Source organism: Streptomyces neyagawaensis (genome assembly GCF_023516595.1).
GTDB lineage: Bacteria > Actinomycetota > Actinomycetes > Streptomycetales > Streptomycetaceae > Streptomyces > Streptomyces neyagawaensis.
Genome location: NZ_JAMGBG010000027.1, coordinates 244538 through 251560, shown reverse-complemented (window position 1 = coordinate 251560; position 7023 = coordinate 244538). Strand labels below are relative to the sequence as shown.

The 7023-nt window shown below is 70.7% G+C and carries 6 protein-coding genes; all 6 read left to right on the top strand.

What is annotated here, in order from left to right:
* Positions 1–1137, top strand: a 1137-nt coding sequence (locus tag M8J73_RS14975; RefSeq protein WP_249828704.1) for a UDP-N-acetylmuramoyl-tripeptide--D-alanyl-D-alanine ligase, incomplete at its 5' end; no start/stop codon positions are given.
* Positions 1134–2207 (top strand): phospho-N-acetylmuramoyl-pentapeptide-transferase, encoded by a 1074-nt coding sequence (gene mraY, locus M8J73_RS14970; RefSeq protein WP_055542685.1) that lies wholly within the window; start codon positions 1134–1136, stop codon positions 2205–2207. The genes M8J73_RS14975 and mraY, both read left to right, overlap by 4 nt.
* Positions 2189–3625 (top strand): UDP-N-acetylmuramoyl-L-alanine--D-glutamate ligase, encoded by a 1437-nt coding sequence (gene murD / locus M8J73_RS14965; protein WP_055542686.1) that lies wholly within the window; start codon positions 2189–2191, stop codon positions 3623–3625. Before mraY ends, murD begins: the two co-directional genes overlap by 19 nt.
* Positions 3626–3719: 94 nt before the next feature.
* Entirely contained in the window at positions 3720–5045 is a 1326-nt protein-coding gene (ftsW, locus tag M8J73_RS14960; RefSeq protein ID WP_249828703.1) for a putative lipid II flippase FtsW, read from the top strand.
* Between the two features lie 33 nt (positions 5046–5078).
* A complete protein-coding gene (gene murG / locus M8J73_RS14955; RefSeq protein ID WP_055521865.1) occupies positions 5079–6167 on the top strand; it encodes an undecaprenyldiphospho-muramoylpentapeptide beta-N-acetylglucosaminyltransferase in 1089 nt (362 codons plus the stop codon).
* A gap of 24 nt (positions 6168–6191) precedes the next feature.
* Positions 6192–6992, top strand: a complete 801-nt coding sequence (locus M8J73_RS14950) for a cell division protein FtsQ/DivIB (RefSeq protein ID WP_055538809.1) — start codon at positions 6192–6194, stop codon at positions 6990–6992.
* Positions 6993–7023: the final 31 nt, after the last annotated feature.

Genomic DNA, 7023 nt, shown 5'->3' with positions numbered 1-7023 from the left:
CGCCATGTGGTGCGCGAACTCGGCACCACCCTCGTCGCCCTCACCGGCTCCGCGGGCAAGACCAGCACCAAGGACCTGATCGCCCAGGTGCTCCGCCGCAAGGCGCCGACGGTGTTCACGCCCGGTTCCCTCAACAACGAGATCGGGCTGCCCCTCACCGCGCTCAGCGCCACCGAGGAGACCCGCTTCCTCGTCCTGGAGATGGGCGCCCGCGGCATCGGCCACATCCGCTACCTCACCGGCCTGACCCCGCCCAAGGTGGGCCTCGTGCTCAACGTCGGCACCGCCCACATCGGCGAGTTCGGCGGCCGTGAGCAGATCGCGCAGGCCAAGGGCGAGCTGGTCGAGGCCCTGCCGCCGGCGAGCGAGGGCGGCGCCGCGATCCTCAACGCCGACGACCCCCTCGTCCGCGCCATGGCCTCCCGTACGAAGGCCAAGGTCGTCCTCTTCGGAGAGTCCGGCGAAGCGGACGTACGCGCAGAGAACGTACGGCTCACGGACGCGGGACAGCCCGCGTTCCGCCTTCACACACCCTCCGGTGCAAGTGATGTGACCATGCGCCTGTACGGTGAGCACCACGTGTCGAACGCGCTCGCCGCGGCCGCCGTCGCCCATGAGCTGGGCATGTCCGCGGAAGAGATCGCCACCGCGCTCTCCGAGGCGGGCTCCCTCTCCCGTTGGCGGATGGAGGTCACCGAGCGCCCGGACGGCGTGACGGTCGTCAACGACGCCTACAACGCGAACCCCGAGTCCATGCGGGCCGCTCTGCGCGCGCTCGCAGCCATGGGCAAGGGGCGGCGGACCTGGGCGGTGCTCGGCAAGATGGCCGAGCTCGGGGACGAATCGCTCGCCGAGCACGACGCGGTCGGACGGCTCGCCGTCCGGCTCAATGTCGGCAAGCTCGTCGCGGTCGGGGGCAGGGAGGCCTCGTGGCTGCAACTGGGCGCATACAACGAGGGTTCGTGGGGTGAGGAGTCGGTGCACGTGTCCGACGCACAGGCGGCGATCGACCTGTTGCGCAGTCAGTTGCGCCCGGGGGACGTCGTGCTCGTGAAGGCGTCCCGGTCGGTCGGGCTCGAGAGTGTGGCGCAGGCGCTGCTCGACGGCGGCAACGAGGGTGAGGTTGCCGCGCGATGATGAATCAGATCCTGTTCGCAGGAGTCATCGGTCTCTTCCTGACGCTGGTCGGCACCCCGCTGCTGATCAAGCTGCTGGCCCGCAAGGGCTACGGCCAGTACATCCGTGACGACGGCCCGCGCGAGCACGCCAGCAAGCGCGGTACGCCGACCATGGGTGGTATCGCCTTCATCCTGGCGACGATCGTCGCGTACTTCCTGGCCAAGGTGATCTCGGGCCAGCCGCCGACCTTCTCCGGTCTGCTGGTGCTCGGCCTGATGGGCGGCATGGGCCTGGTCGGCTTCCTCGACGACTACATCAAGATCGTCAAGCGCCGTTCGCTCGGTCTGCGCGCCAAGGCCAAGATGGCCGGCCAGCTGATCGTCGGTATCGGCTTCGCGGTCCTCGCGCTGCAGTTCCCGGACGCCCGCGATCAGACGCCGGCCTCCACCAAGCTCTCCTTCGTGCAGGACTTCGGCTGGTCCATCGGCCCGGTGCTGTTCGTGATCTGGGCGCTGTTCATGATCCTCGCGATGTCGAACGGCGTGAACCTGACCGACGGCCTCGACGGCCTCGCCACCGGCGCCTCCGTGCTCGTCTTCGGCGCGTACACCTTCATCGGCGTCTGGCAGTTCCAGGAGTCCTGCGCCAACACGCAGACCCTGACCAACCCGGAAGCCTGCTACGAGGTACGCGATCCCCTCGACCTCGCGATCGTCGCCTCCGCCCTGATGGGCGCCTGCCTCGGCTTCCTGTGGTGGAACACCTCGCCCGCGAAGATCTTCATGGGCGACACCGGTTCGCTGGCCCTCGGCGGCGCGCTCGCCGGTCTCGCGATCTGCTCCCGCACCGAGCTGCTCCTCGCGCTCCTCGGCGGCCTGTTCGTCCTCATCACCATGTCGGTCGTCATCCAGGTCGGCTCGTTCAAGCTGACCGGCAAGCGCGTCTTCCGCATGGCACCGCTCCAGCACCACTTCGAACTCAAGGGCTGGTCCGAGGTCCTCGTCGTGGTCCGCTTCTGGATCATCCAGGGCATCTGTGTGATCGTCGGACTGGGCCTCTTCTACGCGGGATGGGCGGCCGACAAGTGACCGACTGGCAGGGCAAGCACGTCACCGTCGCCGGGCTCGGCGTCTCCGGCATCCCCGCGGCCAAGGTCCTGCACGGCCTCGGCGCCGCCGTCACGGTCGTCAACGACGGCGACGACGAACGCGCCCGGGCCCAGGCCGCCGAGCTGGAGGCGCTCGGCATCACCGTGCGCCTCGGTGACGGCGCCACCCTGCCCGAGGGCACCGACCTCGTCGTCACCGCGCCCGGCTGGAAGCCCGACAAGCCGCTGTTCACCGCCGCCCGCGAGGCGGGCCTGGAGATCTGGGGCGACGTCGAGCTGGCCTGGCGCCTGCGCGGCCCCGACGCGGCGCCCTGGCTGGCCGTCACGGGCACCAACGGCAAGACCACGACCGTCCAGATGCTCGCCTCGATCCTCAGGGCGGCGGGGCTGCGCACGGCCGCCGTCGGCAACATCGGGGTCTCGCTCCTGGACGTCGTCCTCGGCGACGAGCAGTACGACGTCCTGGCCGTGGAGTTGTCCAGCTACCAGCTCCACTGGGCGCCCTCGCTGCGCGCCCACTCCGCCGCCGTCCTGAACCTCGCCCCCGACCACCTCGACTGGCACGGCTCCATGGAGGCGTACGCCAAGGACAAGGGCCGCGTCTACGAGGGCAACCGGGTGGCCTGCGTCTACAACGTGGATGCCACCGACAAACCGTCCACCGAGGACCTGGTGCGCGAGGCGGACGTCGAAGAGGGCTGCCGGGCCATCGGGTTCACGCTCGGCACCCCGGGCCCGTCCCAACTCGGCGTCGTCGACGGCATCCTGGTCGACCGGGCCTTCGTCGAGAACCGCCAGAAGAACGCCCAGGAGCTCGCCGAGGTCTCCGACATCGACCCGCCGGCCCCGCACAACGTCGCCAACGCCCTCGCCGCGGCCGCCCTCGCCCGCGCCTTCGGCGTGCCCGCCAAGGCCGTACGGGACGGCCTGCGGGCCTTCACCCCGGACGCCCACCGCATCGCACACGTGGCCGACGTGGACGGCGTCACGTACATCGACGACTCCAAGGCCACCAACACGCACGCCGCCCAGGCCTCGTTGGCGGCCTACGAGTCGATCGTGTGGATCGCGGGCGGACTCGCCAAGGGCGCCACCTTCGACGAGCTCGTCGCCGGGGCGGCGAAGCGGCTGAAGGGCGTCGTGCTGATCGGCGCGGACCGCGCGCTGATCCGCGAAGCGCTCGCGCGACACGCCCCCGAAGTGCCGGTCGTGGACCTCGACCGGACAGACACTGGGGCGATGCTCGCGGCGGTCCGCGAGGCACGGGCGCTCGCCCAGGCGGGCGACACGGTGCTGCTGGCACCGGCCTGCGCGTCGATGGACATGTTCGTCAACTACAACAGGCGCGGGGAAGCGTTCGCGGAGGCAGTGCGCGAACTCGCCTCCGCGGACGGCTGACCGGCCCGCCCGTGCCTGGCGGCGGAGCTGGGCGAACCTGGGAGGGAACGCGTGACACGGATGTCGTCGGTGCGCCGCGGGAAGGGCGCCCCCGATGCCCAGTAGCCGTACCGGCCGCCCTCCCGTCCAGCGCCTCACCCGCAGGCCGCCCGTCCCCCGCCCGTCCCGCGAGAACCCCGTACGCCGGCTCCACACGCGGGCGCGGCGGGCCTGGGACCGCCCGCTCACCGCGTACTACCTGATCCTCGGCGGCAGTCTGCTGATCACCGTGCTCGGCCTGGTGATGGTCTACTCGGCCTCGCAGATCACGGCGCTGCAGAAGTCGCTGCCGGGGACCTTCTTCTTCCGCAAGCAGTTCCTCGCGGCGTCGATCGGCACCCTGCTGCTGCTCGTGGCCTCGCGCATGCCGGTGAAGCTGCACCGGGCACTGGCGTACCCGATCCTGGCCGGCTGTGTCTTCCTGATGGCCCTGGTGCAGGTCCCGGGGATAGGGCAGTCGATCAACGGCAACCAGAACTGGATCGCCGTCGGCGGCTCGTTCCAGATCCAGCCCAGCGAGTTCGGCAAGCTGGCGCTGGTGCTGTGGGGGGCCGATCTGCTCGCCCGCAAGGAGGACAGGCGGCTGCTGACCCAGTGGAAGCACATGCTGGTGCCGCTGGTGCCGGTGGCGTTCATGCTCCTCGGGCTGATCATGCTCGGCGGCGACATGGGCACCGCGATCATCCTCACGGCCATCCTGTTCGGCCTGCTGTGGCTGGCCGGCGCGCCGACCAGGCTGTTCGTGGGTGTGCTGTCCGTCGCCGGACTGATCGGCTTCGTCCTGATCAGGACCAGCGAGAACCGTATGGCCCGACTCGCGTGCATCGGTGCCACGGAACCGGGGCAGGGGGACACCTGCTGGCAGGCCGTGCACGGCATCTACGCCCTCGCCTCGGGCGGAATCTTCGGCTCCGGGCTCGGTGCCAGTGTGGAAAAATGGGGCCAACTCCCGGAAGCGCACACCGACTTCATCTTCGCCGTCACCGGTGAGGAACTGGGTCTCGCGGGGACGCTGTCGGTGCTCGCCCTCTTCGCGGCTCTAGGCTATGCGGGTATCCGCGTGGCCGGACGCACGGAGGACCCCTTCGTCAGGTATGCCGCGGGAGGCGTGACCACCTGGATCACCGCTCAGGCGGTGATCAACATCGGTGCGGTGCTCGGTCTGCTGCCGATCGCCGGAGTCCCGCTCCCGCTGTTCTCCTACGGGGGTTCGGCCCTGCTGCCGACCATGTTCGCCATCGGGCTGCTGATCGCCTTCGCACGCGACGAGCCCGCTGCGCGGGCGGCGCTTGCGATGCGGCAACCTCGCTTTGGTAGAAAGCGGGGCGGCCGCCCTTCGGGGCGGCCCGGGAGATGGAACACGATGCGACGGCGTGCCTGAACGGCACGTTCGTCCGGAGAGCGGTGAATTTCGGTGCATGTCGTCCTCGCCGGTGGCGGAACCGCCGGTCACATCGAGCCCGCGCTCGCCCTCGCGGACGCCCTGCGCAGGCAGGACCCGACCGTGGGCATCACGGCCCTGGGCACGGAGCGCGGCCTTGAGACACGCCTCGTCCCCGAGCGCGGCTACGAACTCGCGCTGATCCCCGCCGTACCCCTGCCACGCAAGCCCACGCCCGAGCTGATCACCGTGCCCGGCCGACTGCGCGGCACGATCAAGGCGACCGAGCAGATCCTGGAGCGCACCAAGGCGGACTGCGTCGTCGGCTTCGGCGGCTACGTCGCCCTGCCCGGCTACCTCGCCGCCAAGCGCCTCGGGGTGCCGATCGTCGTCCACGAGGCCAACGCCCGACCCGGCCTCGCCAACAAGATCGGCTCCCGGTACGCGGCCCAGGTGGCCGTCTCCACCCCGGACAGCAAGCTGCGCGACTCCCGCTACATCGGCATCCCGCTGCGCCGCTCCATCGCCACCCTCGACCGCGCCGCGGCGCGCCCCGAGGCCCGCGCCCTGTTCGGTCTCGACCCGAACCTGCCGACGCTGCTGGTCTCCGGCGGCTCGCAGGGCGCCCGCCGCCTCAACGAGGTGGTCCAGCAGGTCGCGCCCTACCTCCAGCAGGCCGGGATCCAGATCCTGCACGCGGTCGGCCCGAAGAACGAACTGCCGCAGGTGCACCAGATGCCGGGGATGCCCCCGTACATCCCGGTACCGTACGTGGACCGGATGGACCTCGCGTACGCCGCGGCCGACATGATGCTCTGCCGCGCGGGCGCGATGACCGTCGCCGAGCTCTCCGCCGTCGGGCTCCCCGCCGCCTACGTCCCGCTGCCCATCGGCAACGGCGAACAGCGGCTGAACGCCCAGCCGGTGGTCAAGGCCGGCGGCGGGCTGCTGGTCGATGACGCGGAGCTGACCCCCCAGTGGGTCCAGCAGAACGTCCTGCCCGTGCTCGCCGACCCGCACCGGCTGTACGAGATGTCCCGCGCCGCCAGCGAGTTCGGCCGCCGGGACGCCGACGACCTGCTCGTCGGGATGGTGTACGAGGCGATCGCGTCGCGCCGCTAGGGGCGCGGCAGAAGGCAGGGGAGCGTGGCCGGACCGACCACCGCCGAACGCGGCGCGGACGACGATCTGGACTCCGGCCCGCTTCCACGACGCCGGCGGCGGCCCGGCCCGCGGGCCCTGATCGCCGCCGCGGTCGCCCTGGTGCTGCTCGGCGGGGTCTCGGTCTGGGCCCTGTACGGCTCGTCGTGGCTGCGGGCCGAGCGGGTCTCCGTGTCGGGCACCCGGGTGCTCACCGAGGCCCAGGTGCGCGAGGCGGCCGAGGTGCCCCCCGGGGATCCGCTGATTTCCGTGGACACCGACGCGATCGAGTCGCGATTGCTGGAGAAATTGCCCCGAATCGACTCGGTTGAGGTCATTCGTTCCTGGCCTCATGGAATCGGGCTGAAAGTCACCGAGCGCACTCCGGTGCTGATTGTCGAAGCCGCCGGAAATTCGGGCAAGTACGTCGAAGTCGACGCGAAGGGTGTTCGTTTCGCCACCGTTTCGCGTGCCCCGAAGGGCGTTCCCGTCCTGGAATTGGCGCTGTCCCGTCCGGGATCCTCCGCCGCCAGTCTGCGGCGATTCGGCGAGGACCGGCTGGTGCGTGAGGCGGTGCGGGTCGCGGGTGACATTCCGGCCGCGGTCGCGCCGGACACCATGGTCGTCAAGGTCCGCTCCTACGACTCCATCTCGCTGGAGCTGAGCGGGGACCGCACCGTCGCCTGGGGGAGCGCGGAGAAGGGGCGTGCGAAGGCCCGTGCACTCAGCGCGCTGATGAAAGCCGCCCCCGACGCGGGGCACTTCGACGTGAGTGTCCCCACGGCGCCTGCGTCATCAGGGAGTTGACGCGTATCCGTGCAGGCCAGCACCCTGGTTG